Origin of the sequence: Luminiphilus sp. nBUS_16, assembly GCF_051201645.1 — a bacterium.
GTDB lineage: Bacteria > Pseudomonadota > Gammaproteobacteria > Pseudomonadales > Halieaceae > Luminiphilus.
Genome location: NZ_CP179205.1, coordinates 3165840 through 3184777, shown reverse-complemented (window position 1 = coordinate 3184777; position 18938 = coordinate 3165840). Strand labels below are relative to the sequence as shown.

Annotated in this window: 13 protein-coding genes; 9 read left to right on the top strand and 4 right to left on the bottom strand. The window is 52.1% G+C overall.

The window, feature by feature from the left end; all coding sequences use genetic code 11:
* Positions 1-193: 193 nt before the first annotated feature.
* The 3 genes from ACMAY6_RS14120 to ACMAY6_RS14110 all read left to right on the top strand — a co-directional run bounded on the left by ACMAY6_RS14120 (position 194) and on the right by ACMAY6_RS14110 (position 5724).
* On the top strand, positions 194-3025 hold the full coding sequence (locus ACMAY6_RS14120) for a TonB-dependent receptor (RefSeq protein WP_435212856.1): 2832 nt from the start codon (positions 194-196) through the stop codon (positions 3023-3025).
* 63 nt (positions 3026-3088) lie between these two features.
* A complete protein-coding gene (locus tag ACMAY6_RS14115) occupies positions 3089-5101 on the top strand; it encodes a tetratricopeptide repeat-containing sulfotransferase family protein (RefSeq protein ID WP_435212854.1) in 2013 nt (670 codons plus the stop codon).
* On the top strand, positions 5098-5724 hold the full coding sequence (locus ACMAY6_RS14110; RefSeq protein ID WP_435212852.1) for a sulfotransferase family 2 domain-containing protein: 627 nt from the start codon (positions 5098-5100) through the stop codon (positions 5722-5724). The genes ACMAY6_RS14115 and ACMAY6_RS14110 overlap by 4 nt, the downstream gene beginning before the upstream one ends.
* Here the strand turns inward: ACMAY6_RS14110 and ACMAY6_RS14105 are convergent.
* On the bottom strand, positions 5708-6679 hold the full coding sequence (locus ACMAY6_RS14105; protein ID WP_435212850.1) for an aspartyl/asparaginyl beta-hydroxylase domain-containing protein: 972 nt from the start codon (positions 6677-6679) through the stop codon (positions 5708-5710). The two genes, ACMAY6_RS14110 and ACMAY6_RS14105, sit on opposite strands and share 17 nt — an antisense overlap.
* A 598-nt stretch (positions 6680-7277) precedes the next feature.
* Here ACMAY6_RS14105 and ACMAY6_RS14100 point away from each other — a divergent pair.
* The 4 genes from ACMAY6_RS14100 to ACMAY6_RS14085 all read left to right on the top strand — a co-directional run bounded on the left by ACMAY6_RS14100 (position 7278) and on the right by ACMAY6_RS14085 (position 13869).
* Positions 7278-8483: an acetyl-CoA C-acyltransferase gene (locus ACMAY6_RS14100; protein ID WP_435212848.1), complete on the top strand. Its 1206-nt coding sequence runs from the start codon at positions 7278-7280 to the stop codon at positions 8481-8483.
* A gap of 295 nt (positions 8484-8778) precedes the next feature.
* Complete coding sequence (locus ACMAY6_RS14095) at positions 8779-10008, top strand: acetyl-CoA acetyltransferase (RefSeq protein WP_435212846.1); 1230 nt, start codon at positions 8779-8781, stop codon at positions 10006-10008.
* Between the two features lie 77 nt (positions 10009-10085).
* Entirely contained in the window at positions 10086-11543 is a 1458-nt protein-coding gene (locus tag ACMAY6_RS14090; protein ID WP_435212844.1) for a carotenoid oxygenase family protein, read from the top strand.
* 187 nt (positions 11544-11730) lie between these two features.
* Positions 11731-13869: a TonB-dependent receptor gene (locus ACMAY6_RS14085; protein WP_435212842.1), complete on the top strand. Its 2139-nt coding sequence runs from the start codon at positions 11731-11733 to the stop codon at positions 13867-13869.
* 126 nt (positions 13870-13995) lie between these two features.
* Here the strand turns inward: ACMAY6_RS14085 and ACMAY6_RS14080 are convergent, their stop codons facing one another.
* From ACMAY6_RS14080 to ACMAY6_RS14070, 3 genes are all read right to left on the bottom strand, one after another.
* Complete coding sequence (locus tag ACMAY6_RS14080) at positions 13996-15663, bottom strand: M28 family peptidase (protein WP_435212841.1); 1668 nt, start codon at positions 15661-15663, stop codon at positions 13996-13998.
* Between the two features lie 148 nt (positions 15664-15811).
* Positions 15812-16297, bottom strand: a complete 486-nt coding sequence (locus ACMAY6_RS14075; RefSeq protein WP_435212839.1) for a hypothetical protein — start codon at positions 16295-16297, stop codon at positions 15812-15814.
* A gap of 113 nt (positions 16298-16410) precedes the next feature.
* Positions 16411-17679: an NADH:flavin oxidoreductase/NADH oxidase family protein gene (locus tag ACMAY6_RS14070; RefSeq protein ID WP_435212838.1), complete on the bottom strand. Its 1269-nt coding sequence runs from the start codon at positions 17677-17679 to the stop codon at positions 16411-16413.
* Positions 17680-17924: 245 nt separating this feature from the next.
* On the opposite strand from ACMAY6_RS14070, the gene ACMAY6_RS14065 reads away from it, so the two are divergent.
* Together ACMAY6_RS14065 and ACMAY6_RS14060 are read left to right on the top strand one after the other, a co-directional pair.
* Positions 17925-18293: a winged helix-turn-helix transcriptional regulator gene (locus ACMAY6_RS14065; RefSeq protein WP_435212836.1), complete on the top strand. Its 369-nt coding sequence runs from the start codon at positions 17925-17927 to the stop codon at positions 18291-18293.
* 65 nt (positions 18294-18358) lie between these two features.
* Positions 18359-18904, top strand: a complete 546-nt coding sequence (locus ACMAY6_RS14060) for a YaeQ family protein (RefSeq protein WP_435212834.1) — start codon at positions 18359-18361, stop codon at positions 18902-18904.
* Positions 18905-18938 lie beyond the last annotated feature (34 nt).

Genomic DNA, 18938 nt, shown 5'->3' with positions numbered 1-18938 from the left:
TTCGAGGCCTCGCACAAATATCCAATTAATGCGGCTGCTGACGCGGGCCGCTACACCCTTTTTCCCGGGCAAGTTAAAGAAATTCGCCGTTTGCACGCAGCGCACAGAAAAGGTACGCTTTTTTCAACCAACAATAAAAAATTGGCTTTAGCTCTCAAAAGTTGAATTTTACTCATTAAAAAAGGTAGCTCGTATGTCTGATTCATCAGGTTTCCAACGCACGCCGCTAGCCGCAGCACTCGGTTTTGTACTTCTTCCCATGGTCTCAAGTCCCGCTTTCGCTCAGCTAGAGGAAGTCGTCGTTACAGCGACAAAGCAAGCTGAGAGTCTGCAGGATGTCCCAATTTCTGTGAACGCCCTCTCAGGCGACTCAATGCGTTCTCAGGGCATTATGACTTTTGACGAATACGTAGACTTTCTGCCCAATGTCATCGACGCCGGTAACGCGCCGGGCATGAGAGAAATTTACATTCGCGGCTCAGCAACCGAGCAAGGCTCGGTCACTGTGTCATCAGCACAGGGATCAGCTCCCGGTGTAGCACTGTATTTAGATGAGACCCCCGTTTCTTTTGGTGGACGTAACCTCGATGTTTATGCCTCTGACCTTGAGCGCATCGAAGTGCTTGCTGGGCCCCAGGGAACGTTATTTGGTGCCAGCTCTCAGGCCGGCAACATGCGGATGATCACCAATAAGCCCGTAATGGGTGAGATGCAAGGCCGGGTAGATGTGGGCATGTCATCGACTCATGGTGGCGACAACAGCAGCAACATCGAAGGCATGATCAATATTCCAATCGGTGACAGCCTGGCCATTCGAGCTGTCGGCTATAACAACCGTCAGGGTGGATGGATCGACAACACCCCGTCTACCTTTACGCCGTCAGGCCCGGTTATTGACCGTAACTCGATCGGCTATGGACCTTACTTCAGAAATTTCCCTGACACGGTGGTCAACAGCGTCAGCAATACCGACGAAGTGAAAGAAGATTGGAACGAGGCGACCTACACAGGCTACCGAGTCGGCGTAAAGTGGGACATCTCTGACGACTGGAGCGCGCTGGTACAGCACTCGTCGCAAAAGCTCGACGTCGAAGGATCGTTTCTAATCGACCCAAGCTTGGGCGATGATAAATCGGCCAAATTTCAACCAGAGAGCAACGTTGATGAATTTGATTTGACGACTCTGACTATCGAAGGGCGCATTGCTGGTCTCGATATTGTTTATGCCGGTGGTTACCTCGACAGAGAAATCGACTCTCTGATTGATTACACCCACTACAACAATGGTGGCGGATACATTACTTACTACCTGTGTAGCGGTAACATTTATGCCGCACCGGGACCCAACAACCAAAACACCTGTTTCGATCCAAGAAAGGCATACCGAGACAAAACCAGCAACGAGCGCACCACCCACGAGCTGCGCATCAGCACTGATCCCGATCGACGGTGGCGTGTTATGGCTGGAGTTTACTTCAGCGATGTAGAAACCAAGACATTGGGTGAGTTCCAGTATTACTCAACAGGAGACGCCTTTAGCGATTTTCAGGTGAATTACTATGGTGCTGCGGCCCAATCACCTTATGATCTGGCGAACGAGACGATTCCTGGAGTCGCTGGAACCAATCAAATTGGGCCTGCTGGACCCTTAACGACCTTCTACAACGATTACACTCGAACCGAAGAAGAAATTGCCTTTTTTGGCCAGTTAGCCTTCGATATTACCGATAACCTGACCGCAACGATTGGCGCTAGAAAGTACGATCTTGAGACCCAGTTGACGGGCGCTTCCAACTTCTCATTCGGATGCCGCTACGGCGGTAATGGCGGCGGCGGTGCAGCAGATGGTTTCTGTAACAGTCACCGCTTTAGTAACAGCCCCACCGATCGATTTACTGCCCTTGGTGCCTACAACAACGGCAACATGACCGACGACCAGTTCTTAGCGCTGCTCAACTATCCTGGCGCGGCAGCAACTTACGGCGGTTCGGCGAAAGAAATGTTCAGAGGCGGTGGTAACAACGCGGCAACCCTTCAGGCGATTAAAGAGGGCCGTCTTGATATCTCTAGCATCAACAACGAGGGTGTTACCGAAGAAGACGACACCATCATCAGGTTCTCCCTAGATTGGAGAATTAATGACAACATCATGCTCTACGGTGTGTATTCAGAAGGCTATCGACCCGCAGCCCAAAACCGCAACGCCGGTCAATTGGCAAGTAATCAGTCGGGAATTTACGAGGGCTATGTGGTACCCGCTGTCGCGACGACAGATGAACTGGAGAACATGGAGCTAGGTATTAAATCGGAGCTTTTCGATAATACTCTGCGACTCAACGCCAGTCTCTACAGCACCGAAATCACCGACTTACAGGTGGCGCGATTCGACCCATCGAACGTTGCCTTCCTCGTATTCCTTGAGAACGTAGGTGATGCTGAGACGCGGGGTTTAGATATCGATTTCATGTGGGCGGCAACGGGTAGGCTGACTCTGAGCGGTGCTGCGAGTTTCCTCGACACCGAGCTGACACGCATTAACCAGCAGCTACAGGGAGTAAGTGTGCCTCAGGGATCTGAGCTGCCTCTGGCACCCAGTTTCTCAGGCAACATCCGCGCTCGATATGACTTCGATTTCATGAAGGGTAACGCTTGGGTGAATGCAGCTCTGGTCTATCGCGGTGAAAGTGTGACCGGTATCGTGGGCAGCGCTGAGTTCATGACTGACACTCACCAGCTCGCTTACGGAAATGATCCCGGCGTGGCTATTCAGGATGAAGGTGGAACCTTCGGTACCGTCGCCACTTCTAACGGTAGCGTGCCCTCAAACTCACGCTACGTGAACGAAGCGGCCACAACCCTGAATATGGGCTTAGGCTATGCTCGTGATAACTGGACAGCTGAAGTGTTTGTTAACAACCTGACCTCAGAAGAGGGCTACGTGGTGCAAACAGCCGGTAAATTTACGCCGGAGTCCAGTATGATGCGTCCACGAACCATGGGCTTGCGGTTCGGTTATTCCTTCTGAGGAAGCCAGCATCTGAGATCAAAGGGCGATCATCTGATCGCCTTTTTTTTGGGACATAATTTGATGACCAGTACTACTGCACCACAGCAATCACTTGAAGATATTCAAAGAAAACTCGCCAGCGGTGACCTACCTGCTGCGGGCGACATGATAGACAAGCTGTTACCAGAGTTTTCAGGCGATCCTAATCTGGCCTACCTGAGTGCCTTGCGCTATCGCCTTGCTGGCGATCCTGCCCGTGCGATGGCGAGCTTGTCTGATCTGACGGCCAACTTCCCAGCAATGGCGAGAGCCCACCAAGAGGTCGCTGTTAATTCACTTAGCCTGAATTTACCCGAGCAGGCCCTCGAGGCGGCCGAAAGGGCTGTGGCTTTGGACGGGTCCTTGATGACATGTTGGGAGTTGCTCATTCCGCTTTATGCGCGTTTTGCCCCTGAAAAACGTGATGGGGCCGACCAGCAAATTGCCTTTCTAAAGTCGCTGCCGCAAGAACTCAGAACCGTTATGAGTTATCTGGCTCAGGATTTGCTCAATGACGCAGAGCGCTTGTGTAAATATTTTTTAAGAGACAATAAGACTCACACAGAGGGCATGCGTTTGCTCTCTGAGGTGTTGACTCGAAAAAATATATTGGATGAAGCTCAGTTCTTACTTGAGACATTGCATGAGCTAGAGCCTGAGAACTTAGCGGCGTCCATTCAGCTATTTCACGTAATGATGCGTCGTCAGCGCTTCCACTCAGCTTATGAGCTGGCGGGAGAGCTTCGAGCCCAGCAGCCCCACGACGATGATCAAATTGCCAAGGCATACGCTGCGGCTTGCTTTGCAGTGGGCCAAACTGACGAAGCTGGTGTGTTGTACGAAAAACTGCAGCAGGTACACCCCACCGATCACCAAATCCCTATCAGTCAGGGCCATATTTATAACGCTAGCGGTGATAGGGCCTCGGCGATCAATGCGTTTAAAGCCAGTGCGGCGATAAAACCCGATCATGGAGACGCCTACTGGAGCCTTGCCAATACAAAGTCCTACAAGTTTGATGACGACCAAATTCTGCAAATGAAAGATTTGGAGCAAGACGCCACTATCGGGAGCGTCGATCGGATTCAGATTTGTTTTGCTTTGGGTAAGGCCTTGGAGGACAAACACCAATTTGATGCGGCTTTCGAGTTTTACGCTCGGGGCAATGCTCTGAAATTACCAACCACGCACTTCAATGCAAAACAGCTGTCAAAGCGTATTGAGGCGCAAATAGAGGTGTGCACGAAAGCGTTATTTGAGCAGGTAGGGGATGTGGGTGTAGCGGCTAAGGACCCCATTTTTATTGTTGGACTGCCTCGAGCAGGGTCAACGCTCCTTGAGCAGATTCTTGCCTCGCACTCCCAGGTAGATGGCACGATGGAGCTCCATAACGTTCTCGACCTTGCCAAGCGGCTGCGTGGTCGCGATGAGGCAGGTCAAGAGGATCCGCGTTACCCCAAAATACTGTCGGAGCTAGACACCTCATTATTTGAAAAATTTGGTCAGCAATTTATTGAGCAGACCCGTGTTTATCGCGGCGACGCTCCGTTGTTTATCGACAAGATGCCCAATAACTTTTTTCATATTGGCCTCATTAAACTGATACTTCCCAATGCCAAAGTCATCGACGCTAGGCGCCACCCCATGTCCTGTTGCTTTAGTGGTTTTAAGCAGCTGTGGGGGGAAGGGCAAGAGTTTTCCTATGGCCTGGATGAGATTGGCAGCTATTACAAGCAATACACACGGCTCATGGATCACTGGGACGAGGTGCTGCCAGGCTTCGTTTTAAGGGTTCATCATGAGAATGTTGTCGACAACCTCGAAGAGGAGGTGCGTCGAATGCTTGATTTCTGCGGCTTGCCTTTCGAAGACGCTTGCCTAGACTTCCACAAAACCGAGCGAACCATTAGGACGCCGAGTGCGGAGCAGGTGCGACAGCCAATTTATCGGTCCGGGCTGGACCAATGGCGAAATTTTGAGCAGCATTTGGACCCGCTTAAACAGGCCTTGGGCAGCGAGCTACGGGCAACCTACGGCGTCACTCTTAACGAATGATTTTTTCTTCAAGTCGGCAGTTTGTTTTTTTTGCAGTGCCAAAGACGGGCACCCACGCGGTGCGCGAGTTGCTTCGGCCCCATCTTGGCGCGGGCGATTGGGAGCAACAGATGCGATATGGCCAACAGCTCGCCCCCCTGCCAGAAATTGCCGCGGTGAATCATGGGCACGTGGCGTACCGGCAGCTCGCGAAAGTCGTGCCTGAAGAACAGCTAGGCCGCCAATTTAAATTTGCCTTCGTTCGCCATCCCTACGATCGGTTTGTGTCAGTTTGTGCTTTCCTTGGGCGGTCTGATCCAACCTATCGACAAGACCCCACTGTGTGGATGAAGCGAGCACTGACTCGGCCCCAATTTCGCAAGCGAGTGCTCGTGGCGTCGCAAACTTCGCTATTAATAGACGGGCTATCAAACGCCGTTGCTATGGACTTTGTGGGCCGCTACGAATCGCTGCAGCGTGACTGCGATCATATTTGTAGCGTGCTCTCGATTCCCACAGAGACCCTGTCCCTTAAAAATAGCTCCGAGCACAAGACTTATACCGAAGTGCTGGATGATGACCTTAGGCAAGCCTTGCTACAGATGTATGCCGATGATTTTGAGGCCTTTAACTACGACCCGTAGCAAACTCCTCAGCTCGATGTGGCTGTAAAGCGGCACCCAGAATGCGCTGCATTATGACGGGGTTGATGCCAACATTGTTGGAGCTAGTGACCAAGACCCTTGGGCCTTGTTTTAACGCAGATCGCGTTCTCGCTAAAAGTTTTTGAAAGCCGGTGATACCTTCGGGCGCAAAGCCATACAAAGACCACTGTTGCCGCCAATCGTGGACTAAATCGAATAGCAGGTCATGGTAGTACTCGAGTATTTCTCGATCGTTGTCTGCGTTGGCCGTACAGTCAGCCATGAGCTCAGCCACGATCGCCGACATTTCCCCCGGCGCCATAATCGGTGCGCAGGGAAATTGTTCGGTAACCAGTTGGGGTTGCTCTCCAGAGTCGAAGGCGATGGCCTGAGCGGGCACAGCCGCCTTGCCACGCTGCAACTGACGAACTTCTCGCCAAAAATTCGCAGACCCCGCGATGTCGATAACGAGATGGATTCGATCTTGGGAGCTATTGTTGATCACCCGGTGCCTTTGCCACGAATCAAACAGCCAGCTTTCACCGGCTGCCATGTGAACTTCCTCAGGCCCGCAAAAAAAACGAACGGCGGGGTCGGTCACAATGGGCACATGAATTCTGACCCGGCTATACCAGTGGTAGTTAAAATCGACGTGTTCCTGAACTACGGCTCCCGGCGCAAGTCGCATCAGCCGGCTTCGCGCTACCACCTCCTTGAAGCTGGCGACGACCTGAAGCATATAAGGGGACTGTAGCAGCCAAGGGGTGGGGGCCATTGCCCCATCAAAACCGTCTTTGGCAACACCGTTAATCGACACAAGGGGCACGGCGCTATTACCCTCAAGCCCCGAAGGGTGTGGCAGCCATGACTCACCCTCCAGTGCCGCCACCTCGTCATGCAAGGCTGAGGCATCAAAGGTATAGGGGAGTTGTAGGAAAGGTCGATCTAGCTCCAAACTGACACTCCGTTGAGACCATAACGCTTGCCATTCTAATATGGAGGAGGCGGTGCTAGCACCCCAAAGGTTCTTTTAATCTAATAAATAATCGGCCATTGCCCAATTGAGTGTCTGCGTTCCAGCCGTTAGCAAACCCGTAAGCCTTTTTATGAGGTATCACTTTTAACCTTCCCTTCTTGGGGCCTTTCCCAATTTTTAGCAGGCTTGGTGGGTATTGAAACCCTTCTCCGTCACTAGCTAAAGTCATAGAGTTTGTGCGTCACCAAGGCTATGCATCTTGGACTCTGTTGTGCCCCGGGGGGGTAGTTCATTGTGTGACACTTTTGTCGTCTATTCATTAGCGGCAAAACCTTGGCTGTCGATGCTGCCTTTCCGACAATACAACTGCCGCACCCAACAAAGACTGCTTGCACACGTCCTAGTGATACCCTCAGATCAACGAATAGTGCTTGCGATGCGGCTAAAACATCATCCGGCGGGAGCGGTCTGACACCTAGCCGTCCACTGCCTGCAATAGACCCTAATGAGGCAAAGTTCTATGATTAAAGCCAGTGACTGCATGGTGTAGTCGTCGGAACTAAAGGAGGAAGCTGTTGTGGTTGAGGCGTATATCTACGATGCCATACGCAGCCCCCGGGGCAAGGCAAAACCCGATGGCGGGTTGCATGATTTATCGCCGTTTGAACTGCTGGCCCCACTCTATGACGCACTTTGCCATCGTACCGGCTTAACTGCCGAGCTAGTGGGTGAAGTCGTGCTGGGCTGTGTCACTCAGTATGGAGAGCAGGCCGGCAACATTGCCAAAAGTTCGGCGCTATATGCTGGCTGGCCGAGTCAGGTTTCCGGTTTAACCCTAACGCGGTTTTGCTCGTCAGGACTTGATGCGATCAACATTGCCGCCTTGAAGGTGAACGCCGGTCAGGAGGAGGTGGCGGTTGCGGGTGGCATTGAGATGATGTCGCGAATTCCAATGATGAGCGACCAGGCCGCCATTTTTCAGGATCCCGAAGTCGCCCTGTCAGCACGGATTCTGCTCATGGGCAGCGGTGCTGACCTCATTGCCTCTCTGTACGGAGCTTCTCGGCAGGATGTCGATGAAGTGGCCCTGATGAGTCAGCAGCGGGCGGCACTGGCTCGAGATTCAGGTTTTTTTACTTCCATTATTCCTATTGATAACCCGGTGAAGGCGCGGACCCTTTATCAGGATGAATGTATACGTGGCGAGATCACCTTAGAATCATTGGGAAAGCTCCCTGCAAGTTTTGAGGGTGTCGGTAAAGCCGGCGCAGATGCTCTCCAACTGGCAGAGTATGGTCATCTAGGGGCTATTTCTCACGTCCACACAGCAGGCAATTCTCCGGCTATGGCAGATGCCGCTGCATTGGTTTTGGTTGGAGCGGCAAGCCTCGGTGAAAAAATACAGGCCAGACCCCGTGCAGTGATTCGAGCGATGGTTAATGCCAGCGACGACCCACTTCAAGTTCTCACGGGTTGTGTCGCGGCAACGGAAAAGTTGCTCAAATCCCAAAAACTCTCGATTGACGATATCGATTTATTTGAAATTCACGAGGCGTTTGCGGCCACCGTATTGAAGGTGCGGGCTGACCTAGGCATACCGTTAGAAAAACTCAACGTGAACGGAGGGGTTATTGCCATGGGCCATCCTCTTGGGGCCACTGGATCTATCATGATGGGTATGTTGCTGGATGAGATGGATCGTCGTGATTTGACCTTGGGTCTGGTGGCAACCAGTGGTGCGGCTGGGTCTGGCACTGCGATATTGGTTGAGCGTCTGAAGTAGTAGTGCTGGCGCAAGTGATGAGGGTGCCGCTGCTAAACACTTTAGATGGCCCGGGGGCCAATCCAGTGTTATTCGAACCGGGTTCCCTGCTGGGTGAATCTTCAGGCCCACCAGCACACGGGCTGCCTATGTAAACTTTAGGTGCCGTATTTGGGCAGACTCCTCTGTTAGGCCCTAGTCAGTCTTATTGTGCAAGTGTATATTCTGAGCAATGCGTAGAGGGCGTAGCTTTGTCTTTGTGCGCGCGTCAGGGGTCACAGTCCCGTTCGAAGGGGCACATAGGAGCCGTCAACTAATGACACAGTCGGTTTACATTCTTGGGGGTGTCCAAACAGATTTTTCTCGGGTGTGGTCCCGGGAGGGTTTGGATATTTCGGACATGATTAGAGAGTCCTGTTTGGGGGCTTTGGAAGACTGCGATCTTCCGGCCTCCGCTATCGAGTCCATTCATGTTGGCAACGCTTTCGCCGAGGCTCAGCGTCAACAAGGACACTTAGGTGCCATGGTTGCTCAGGTGGTGCCAGAGCTGTGGGGTATACCTGCAATGCGCCATGAGGGGGCTTGTGCATCCTCTTCCCTGGCGGTGCTTACTGCAATGGCGGAAATCGAGGCGGGTCGTTACGACTGCGTTTTGGTGCTGGGTGCCGAAGAATTCAAAAATTTGCCCGGCGATCAAGCTTCACAAAATCAAAATTCAGCGGCATGGCGCGACCGGGAAGACATTGACTGTAAATTTATGTGGCCAGCGGTTTTTGGCTTGCTGGCTGATGAGTATGACCAGCGTTACGGGCTAGACCGGCAGGTTCTCAACCAAATAGCTGAGATCAATTATGGCCATGCCAAACGTAATCCTTTGGCTCAAACGCGACAGTGGCAGTTCGCTGAAAATAGTTTTCACGAAGACGATACGCTGAATCCCGTGATTGAGCCGGGTGTTCGGCGTTTGCACTGCGGCCAGATAACCGATGGCGCCTGTGCCATCGTGTTGGCCTCTGAGAAATTTGCCGCACAATATCGAAAAACGCGCAAACAGACGGGCTCAGTCGCGCGGATAAAGGGCTGGGGTCATCGCAACGCTGGCATCAGATATCGAGACAAAGTTGAGCGCAGCAAGGATTCAACCTTTGTATTTCCTCATGTGAGAGAGGCGATCGAGGATAGTTTTCGCCGTGCAGGGATCGCAGAAGTGCACCAACTCGATGGCATAGAGACCCACGACTGCTTTTCTATGACCGAATACATGGCTATTGATCATTTTGGTATTACGGCTCCCGGCGAATCATGGAGGGCTGTAGAAGACGGCTCAATTAGTTTGGGTGGGCGTCTACCCATTAATGCCAGCGGCGGACTTATCGGTTGCGGTCACCCCGTGGGTGCGACCGGTGCTCGTATGCTTTTAGATGCAACAAAGCAGGTGACGCAGCGCGCGGGAGACGTCCAGATCGACGGTGCAAAGCAAATTGCCACCCTCAATATTGGTGGTTCCTGCGCAACTGTGTGCAGCTTTGTAGTGGATCAGGGATAAGCTGATTGAGTGGTGTCGGGGGTTTTATTGACGATGGCCCCGAAATATTTTGATAAAGGTTTTCAAGGAGTGGCTAAATGAACCAGCCGATTAAAGATCCCGATGCGCCCTTTGGCCATAAATACGGTCCCTTTGTTACTGACGTGTTTGCGCCGCTTACTCAAGAAGAGACCTATGAGGACCTGCCGGTTATTGGCGAGATTCCAGCGGATTTAAACGGCGTTTATTTGCGCAACGGCCCCAATCCACGTTTCGAGCCCAAGGGTGAATACCACCCCTTTGATGGCGACGGTATGTTGCACAGCGCACATTTTGAAAACGGCCGTTTGGTTGTGAGAAATAAGTGGGTCAGAACCGACGCATGGCAGCGTGAAGATTCAGCACAAGGTGCTGAATATTGGGGAATTCGCCAAACGCTCAAGGGGCGGGAAGATCAGCCTATTAAAGACTCGGCCAACACCGATGTGATAGGTCATGCAGGAGCTGCTTTGACAACTTGGTATTTGGCTGGAGTGCCTTACGCGGTTGACCCCATTACGTTGGAAACGCTGGGTCCTCGCTATGATTATTTAGATAAACCGGAGTCCGGCATGTCTGCCCACTGCAAGGTAGATGAGGTTACCGGAGAGCTCATGTACTTTGACTACGGAGATCACTGGCCTTACATGTGGTACGGCGTAGCCGATGCCCAAGGTGAAATAACGCATCGAGTACCTATTGAATTGCCGGGAAACCGATTGCCCCACGATATGGCCATTACTGAGCATTACTCAATTTTACATGATCATCCGGTATTTCATGATGAAGACGCCAGAGCCGCGGGCCGACACAAGATTGTCTTCGATTCCACAATGGCAAGTCGCCTTGGGGTTATTCCACGCAAAGGCGATGCAGCGTCCATTCGTTGGTTTGAATTTTCAGGCGCCTTTATTTACCACGTGATAAACGCCTGGGAAGAGGGCGATGAGGTCATCATGGTTGCCTGTCGCTATCAACCGGCAAAGAATGCCGACGGCAGCTTCAATGATGTGGGTACCGCAAAAATGATTTCGCGCCTAGTCATGGATGCACGGCTATGGCGTTATCGCATGAACCTGAAAACCGGTGAGTGCAGCGAGGCGTGTCTCGACCCCGATTTCAATGTGGAGTTCCCCAGCTACGATTCACGTCTGACAGGAAGGAAAAGCGAGTTTGCTTATCTGGTAGACCACGATCCAAAAATTTTACGCTGGATGGGTATTTGTAAATACAACACCGATACCGGAGAGCGTTTGGGCGCGTGGTCAGATGACCTTGATCACTGCTGGTACAGCGAGCCTTGGTTTGCACCTGCTGATCATCAAAACGCTGAGGACCATGGTTATGTGGTCGTCTTTGCTTTCAACGATAAAACCCACAGTCAGGAACTGCAGGTTTTTGATGCCAAAGACCTGAATCAGGGCCCCATCGCTCGGGTACAAATGCCGACACGCATTCCTCCGGGCTTTCATGCTTGCTGGATGAAGCCCGAGCAAATTCAGAGCAGGGCGGGCTGATCCTGCGATTCGGTGGCATTAGTGTCGCCGGCTAAGCAGAGAAATACCCATCCCTTGCAATAGAGTTGCTCGGGAAGACCCAAACCGCGCGGGATCAATGCGCTGGAGGAAAAATTCAGGTAAAAGCTTGACTTTACACTATTAATGCTAATAATAACGATTCTCATTAAGGTTAATGGTAGTAGTAATGCAATTTAAGAGTTTGAAGGTTGGGGCGCTTGTTTGTGTTTCAGGCGCTTACGCGGCCTCAATCCACGCTGAAAATCCACTCCAAGCAGATGTGGATGCAGAGTCACGTCCGATTGAAGAGACGTTAGTGCGGGGGCAATACCTGCAGTCTAGCCAAATCAATGCATTGCGCTCGCCGACACCGATCTTAGATGTGCCCCAAAGCCTGAGTATTGTTACCTCAGATGTCATTATGGCGCGCGGTTATACGGCCGTTTCAGAGATTGTTGAATACATGCCCGGTGTCAGCGTTTCCCAGGGTGAGGGCCACCGAGATGCCGTCGTATTTCGTGGCGTCCGTTCTACCGCAGATTTCTTCATCGATGGTGTTCGCGATGACGTGCAATATTTTCGGCCGCTGTACAACCTAGAGCAGCTAGAGATTTTGCGGGGCCCGAATGCTCTGTTGTTTGGTCGAGGTGGAACCGGCGGCATTCTCAATCGAGTCACGAAAAAGCCAGAGCTGGGTCAGCAGTTTTCTCAGCTGACGGGTTACGCCGATACATTTGGCGGTGGCGGCGTTCAGGTAGATGCCAATTGGGCGATTAGCGACGATAGCGGGTTCCGACTCAATGCCATGCTGGAGGGATTGGAGAATCATCGTGATTTCTTCGACGGAGAGCGTATGGCGGTCAATCCGACTTTCAAGATGCGCCTCAACGATAGCACCATGCTTGATTTGTCCTATGAGTATGTAGACCACGACCAGTTTATTGATCGGGGCATTCCCACAGGCACCGACGGTCGCCCGGTAGAGGCCTTCCAAAAAATCACGTTTGGTGATGAAGATGTCAATGTGACGACGCTGAAAGCCCACATTCTGATGGCCAGTGTTGAGCACAATTTTTCGGAGTCGACTAAAGGTAAAGCGACCTTCTTCCACGGTGACTACGACAAGTCCTATCAAAATTTTTATGCATCAGGCTACAGCGAGGCCAGCGCGCCAAACGAAGTCACGCTAGATGGTTATGTCGACACGACGCAGCGACAAAATACCGTGCTGTCGGGCAACTTGGTCAACGAAAGCACGATAGGAGGCATGCAGCATCGCTTCTTGGCGGGGGCGGAATTCGTCCACACTAAATCAGATCAGGACCGCTGGAACACGTTTTGGTCTGCGACCGCAGATGACAAAGAAACATTTTTTATAAATCGCCCCCTGCAGGTGCTAGGAGGTGTCGGTGTGAATTCGAGTGGAATGCCGACGACCAATGATTTTTACGTAGATTTGAACGACGACACCCGTGTTTCCATCGACGTTTACTCGGCGTTTATTCAGGACGAGATCAGTATTACCGAGAAGTTTGATATTGTCCTGGGCGCGCGCTTCGATCACTTTGAGATTGATGTTTTCAATGTGCCCAACAGCGATGAGAGCTCTAGGACCGATGAGGAAGTTTCCCCCCGTTTGGGAGTAGTCTTTAAGCCTGCGGAAAATATGTCGCTGTATGCCAGTTACAGTGAATCCTTTTTACCTCGCAGTGGTGAACAGTTTGCCAATATCAATGGCAGCAAAGGGCAGCTCGATCCCAACACCTTTGAGAATATGGAACTTGGTTTTAAGTGGGATTTGACCTCGGGTTTGAGTCTGACTGCCGCCGCGTTTCAGATTCAGCAAACCTCACCTCAGGTCGCCGATAATGATCCCTCAACCCTTGATGTCATCGAGACAGAAACAGATGGCGTAGAGATCCAGTTTGAAGGGCGCTTGACCAATTTTTGGAATATTTCGGCGGCCTACACTTACTTAGACGGCGAGCAAATTGGCCGGTCGGGTCCCTCGGGCAAGCGGCCTAGGGAACTTCCTGAAAATATGTTCTCGCTTTGGAACTCCTTTCAGTTTTCACAAAAGCTGAGCGGCGGTTTGGGTCTGACTTATCAGGATGAAAGTTTTATCAACAACAGTAACTCTGCGGTGCTGCCCAGCTATACCCGTATCGATGCCGCCTTGTACTACCAACTGTCCAATACGCTTAGGGTGCAGGTCAATATTGAGAACTTGACCGATACCGACTATTTCCCAAGCTCGCACAGCACACATCAGGCAACGGTAGGTGCACCATTAAATGCGCGGTTTGCGATTACCAAGGATTTCTAGGTCTACGATTTCACTCGGGGCGCTCACTGATATAGCGCGGCGCCATTAGCTTCAAAAGCGTCGAGATGAAGATAATCGCAAAATGTTAACCCTCGCTTTGTCGAGGGTTTTTTGTGGTAACCACCTTTACTGCCTGAGAGACGCCGATTGTTCTCGGGTTGCCTTAAATTCAGAGCCCGGCTTCCAGGCCGGCCAACGCGTAGTGCCGCCCAGCTCGGTAATCAGTTGCCGGAACAGCTCGATATCTTGTACTGCTCCGGTCAGGTCCCAGTCGGGAGACCAGGCATCGCAAGGCTTGTGATAGCAGTTACCAATGTAGTCTGCGATCCACTGGTTGCCGGCCTCGCGCCCCCCTACGACAAGGTCAGCGCCGCCGGCGATTCCCATCATCAACAGAACCGGCACACCCACTCGGGCCATAGAGAAATGATCGGCTCGATAAAAAAGGCCATTTTCGGGCAAATTCTCTTCGGTGACGTAGCGCCCCGCAGCTTTGGCCGCTCGAGCAAGGTCATCTTCTAGGTCGCTTTGGCCTTTACCTACGAGAATGACATCCTTGGCCGCCCCCGCCGTTTGTAAAATGTCTAAAGTGAAGTTGGCCACGGTTTTTTCGATAGGGAAAATAGGGTCGGCAGCGTAGGCCATTGAGCCCACAAGCCCGGCTTCTTCCGCAGTCCAGAAAGCAAACAAAGCACTGCGCGCCATGGCTGGCTGGGCTTTGATCACTCGAGCCAGTTCAAGGATACCTGCGCTGCCCAGGGCGTCATCATTGGCTCCGGCACGCACGGTACGACCTTGCTCATCTGGGGCGCCGATACCATAGGCGTCCCAGTGAGCGGACGCTATGATGACCTCGTCGGGTCGCTCATTGCCGGGTAGTAGCCCCAGAACATTCTGGCTATCAAAGGTAGTAATCTTGACCTCTAGATCAGCATCAAAGCGAATGCCCTCAAGCTCAAATGCCTGAAATTCGGGCTGCCGTGCCGTGTTTCTGAGCGCGTCGAGATCATGGCCCGCTGCCGCCAGTAGTTCTTGAGCCGCATCGTTATGTAGCCAGCCTTGCAGCGTAACCGGGAGTGCCTTGGGATCTTTGTTAGCCAGTGAGACATTTTCCCCAGCCCCTGCAGCAGCAACACTCCAGTCGTAGCCGGCAGCTTCGGTTTCGTGAATCACCAGGGCACCAAGTGCTCCGCGTCGAGCCGCTTCCTCAAACTTGTAGGCCCAGCGTCCGTAATACGTCATACGCCGATTGCCGAAGCGGCCTGCGACGGCCTCTTTGGGCTCTGCCGCGAAATCGGGGTCGTTGACTAAGAAAATGGCCAATTTCCCGGTTAAGTCAATCTCGCCATAGTCGTCCCAGTCTTGCTCCGGAGCATTAGCACCAAAACCCACGAAGACAACGGGAATATCGGTGGCGACAATGTTTGTGAGGGCCGTGGCAGTGTCGACGGATACTGAAGTGCCTTGTGCGAGAGTTAAAACGGTGTCCGCGCTGGAAAAGGACATTTTTGCCGATGGCTTTACCTCCGAGCGCATCATAGGCACGGCTTGCGTCCAGCTCCCCTCTGCGCCGCCGGGCACTAGCCCAATTTTTTTCATTTGTGCAATGAGGTAGGCAACGGTTTTATCTTCACCGGGTGTGCCGGGCGCTCGCCCTTGAAATTCATCAGAGGCCATAACCTTCACCATGTCGGATAGATTATTGGCGCTGATTTTTGATGGTTCAGTGTGATGATCTGCCGAACCATTTATCGACCAAAAGATCAGCAACAGGGTTGGCAGAATTAAGCGCATAGGGAGCTCCAGAGGAAGATCGGGAGCCAGAGCGTCGCACACAGCAAGGTGGCTAGTCCAGCGAGGGCACTGAACCGTTTACCGCTGCTTTAATAGAATTGTTTTTGTGCGGGGCGTGCGTGCTGCACCCCCGTGGACAGCGTCCTTGCTAGGTCGAAGACTTACTCAGCCAGCGGGCCTGCGCGACCAATCCAATAACAAATATGAGTAAAAAGGCGAGATGGAATTGTCTCAGCATGGGGTCTTCGAGGGTGTCAATAAACGGATCGCCAATAGGCAGCCGTCTCAGGAAGTCGGTAATGGCAGGAATCATGTGAAACAGCAGCGTGCTGGTGTAGCCCAGTGCCTGAAAATATTTTGATGCCGACCCAAAGAGTTTGGTTTTTTCCATAACCACGCCGCAGAGGAGGGCGGCCAGCGTCATAACACCGAGGATGTGGGCAATACCGAAGCCGCCCTGATTGTAAATGCCCAGCGAAGTACCCGCGACAATTAGCGTAAGGAGTGCATATAACTTGCCCGATCGCTGTTCTAGCGAAATGACTTTATATTTGAGCACTGTGTAGAAGCCGCTTACCACGGCGCCGACGCCCAAAATGGTGTGGAACCAGCCAAGGGGTATCATTTCTGGCATTGAGTTTTTCCTTTTTGTGACGAGAACGGTAAGCCACAATGTTACCGAGCTAGCGTTCCTGCGTCTAAATTAAAGGTTCGCAATGCTACCGTTTTTCTCCGTTTGCTGCGGAGTCATTGATTGCGCCAGTTACGGTAGCGCTTGGTTTTTTGTTTGGTTTTGAATTGATCCGCTAAAAGTGACCAAAAAGGGCTCACCTCCTTTTTTGGTGGTTTTCCTGCAGCGACCCGATTCAGTTGCACCTTTGTCACGGCCATTACCGCGAGAGCGGCAAAGGTTTTATTTTTCCAATTGACCTCAGGCAGGGCGATATCTAACTCGCCAGCGCGCCATCGATTGGGCAAATCAGGTTGAAATGCCATGCCTCTCGCTATGCCTAGCATGGCGACTGCAAAACCGGCCTCATTTTTCTCCAATGCGTTTTCGGCGACTGAGCGGCGCAAAATACCCCCAGTCACCATAATTGGCATTGTTGCGACGGCGGCTACTTCTCTCGCGAAATCAACAAAATAAGCTTCTCGACGCAGGGTCGATTCCGATTTACCTTCCTCTTTTTCGGCAACTCGGCCCTGCATGGCAGGGCTCTCGTAGCTACCCCCTGACAACTCCACCAGATCAACTCCGAGTCCGTTCAATGATTCCACCACAGCGATGGCGTCTGCCAGACTGAATCCGCCGGTTTGAAAATCCGCGGAGTTGAGTTTCACTGAAACGCAAAAATTAGGTGCAACAACCGCCCGGATACGCTTGATGACCTCGATCAGAATGCGCGAGCGATTGGTGATGTCACCGCCCCATTGGTCGGTCCTTCGGTTGCTTAACGGGGATAGGAATTGACTGATGAGATAACCGTGCGCAGCGTGGACCTGAACTCCGGTAAATCCTGCGGACTGGGCTTTGTGACTGGTGATGGCAAAGCGTTCAATCAGCGTTTCAATTTCGACCTCGGTCATTGCGCGAGGTTGTGCAAATAGCTTGGATAAATTACCCATATCCAGTGCCACATCGGAGGGCGATAGGGCAGGTTCCCCCATGGCCTCATAAACCTGACGCCCGGGATGATTAATTTGCATCCAGAGTTGTCCGCCGGGGGGTGTTCCCATCTTTGCCCAGTGCTTAAACGGTGCTAGATCGGTTTCTGCTTGTAATACGACACCCCCAGGGCCGGTCATAGCGTCGGCTGCAACCATTACGTTGCCCGTAAGCGTTAGGCCTACACCACCCTCGGCCCAGCGGCGATAAAGTTCATATAGGCGATCGCCAGGGAGTTGACCCTCATCACAAAGGTTTTCTTCCATCGCTGCCTTACAAAGGCGATTGGGGATTACGACGCCATTGGGTAGCTCTAGTGGTTGGAACAAAGGAGATGCTGAGGACGTCATGTGTATTTCCCGATCTATTAATCGATGGATTTTGGTGTGATCCCCCGACATTAAGAAGAGACCCTTATCGCCTTTAATACCGATTGTGCCGATGGAGGTGCGCCTTACCGGGCCGTCACAAAGAATGGTATATTTTTGACACTGGGTTTATACAAGTAACTATTGGGTCTCGCAAGACGTCACATTTTTAAGCCTCAGTTACCGTGAAGGAACCGCGAGCAAGAAACCGCAAGAAAGGAAACACCATGTCCGAGTCAGAATTCTGCCCCGTTTTCGGGAGAATCAATCAGGTACTCGCCCGAGTGGGTGATCGCTGGAGTGTCTTGCTTGTAATCTCCATGGCGCGCAATGGCGCCTCGCGTTTTAACGAGCTCAAGCACCGGCTGGGTATTTCCCAAAGAATGTTGAGTGTGACGCTTAAGGCTTTAGAGCGCGATGGTTTGGTGATTCGAACACACTACCCGGAGATACCACCGAGGGTTGAATATGCGTTGAGCGAGATGGGCCTATCATTTCATTCAGCCGTCGATGCGCTGGGGTACTGGGCGGTCGATAACCTTGAGGCAATTGATCTTGCTAGGGCTTCCTACGACAAAGGTTTGACTGGGAAATAAGTGCGACTAAATCAGGCAGGTTTTTAGCGCAAGCCGTTTATCACTCAAGTATCAAAGGACTCAACATGGCTATTAAATCCAGCATCTACAAAGCCAGGCTGAACGTAACCGATATGGATCGGCACGTGTATCAGGAGTTCCCACTGACCATTGCCTGTCACCCTTCGGAGACTGAAGCACGCATGATGTTAAGGGTGGTTGCTTTCGCTTTGCATGCTCACGAGCGTTTGGAGTTTGGTCGTGGCATCAGTACCGACAATGAGCCCGATTTATGGCAAAAGTCCTTAACCGATGATATTGAGCTTTGGGTCGACCTAGGCACCCCCGATGAAAGTCGAATTCGTAAAGCCAGCGGTCGTGCACATCGTGTTGTGTTGTACGTCTATGGTGATCGCTCAGTGCCCGTTTGGTGGTCGAAGCAAGGGACTGCGCTGGCGCGTTTCAGTAACTTGAGAGTCGTCCAGATATCGGACCAGTCCCTACAAACCTTAAGTGCTTTCGCTGGCCCTAATATGTCATTACAGAGCGTCATGGAGGATGAGCACGTTGTATTCAGCAGCACTGACCATGAGGCAATGGCTGAGGTGGAGCTGACGGTGTTAAAGGCGTAGCGTCAGTGGAGGTTTATGTTCAGCGCAGCCGTTG